This window comes from Marinobacter sp. C7, from assembly GCF_022343555.1.
In the GTDB taxonomy this organism is placed as follows: Bacteria; Pseudomonadota; Gammaproteobacteria; order Pseudomonadales; family Oleiphilaceae; genus Marinobacter.
The window spans coordinates 1-511 of sequence record NZ_JAKQZH010000099.1; the positions used below are offsets into that span (position 1 = coordinate 1).

The 511-nt window shown below is 62.2% G+C and carries 1 protein-coding gene; it reads left to right on the plus strand.

What is annotated here, in order from left to right; translation table 11 throughout:
- Window positions 1-125: 125 nt before the first annotated feature.
- A partial coding sequence (locus MD273_RS18930; protein WP_239039307.1) for a GNAT family N-acetyltransferase occupies window positions 126-511 on the plus strand: 386 nt, incomplete at its 3' end.

Sequence of the window (511 nt, forward strand, 5' to 3'; positions counted from 1 at the left end):
AACACCGGTCGCCAGGGGCGGCAAGGTGTTGAAAACGTCACGTCCCCGGCGGCACTGAAAACGACCAAGGGACGAAGACAATGATAGATGATCAGGATGAAATCTCGCTACCAAGACCCGCTCTGATGACCATCAGGAAGGCGGTCGCGAACGATATTCCGCAACTCGTTGAAATGATCGGCATGCTCGCTGCCTTCCACGGCGATACCTCGGAGGCGAGCGAGGAGGGACTCAAGCGCGATCTCTTCGGCCCCGCGCCGTGGGTGACGGCGCTGGTAGCCGATGCCGGAGCGGAGCTTCTCGGCTACGCCATGCTGGCACCGCTCTACCGTGCCCAGCAGGGCAAGCGCGGCATGGATCTCCACCATCTCTTCGTGCGCGAAGGCCACCGCAACCACGGTGTGGGCCAGCATCTGATTGCCCGTGCCCGCGATTTCGCCAAAGCCGCCGGCTGCGCCTATCTCTCCGTCAGTGCCGCGACCGGCAACATCAACGCTCATCGTTTCTACCA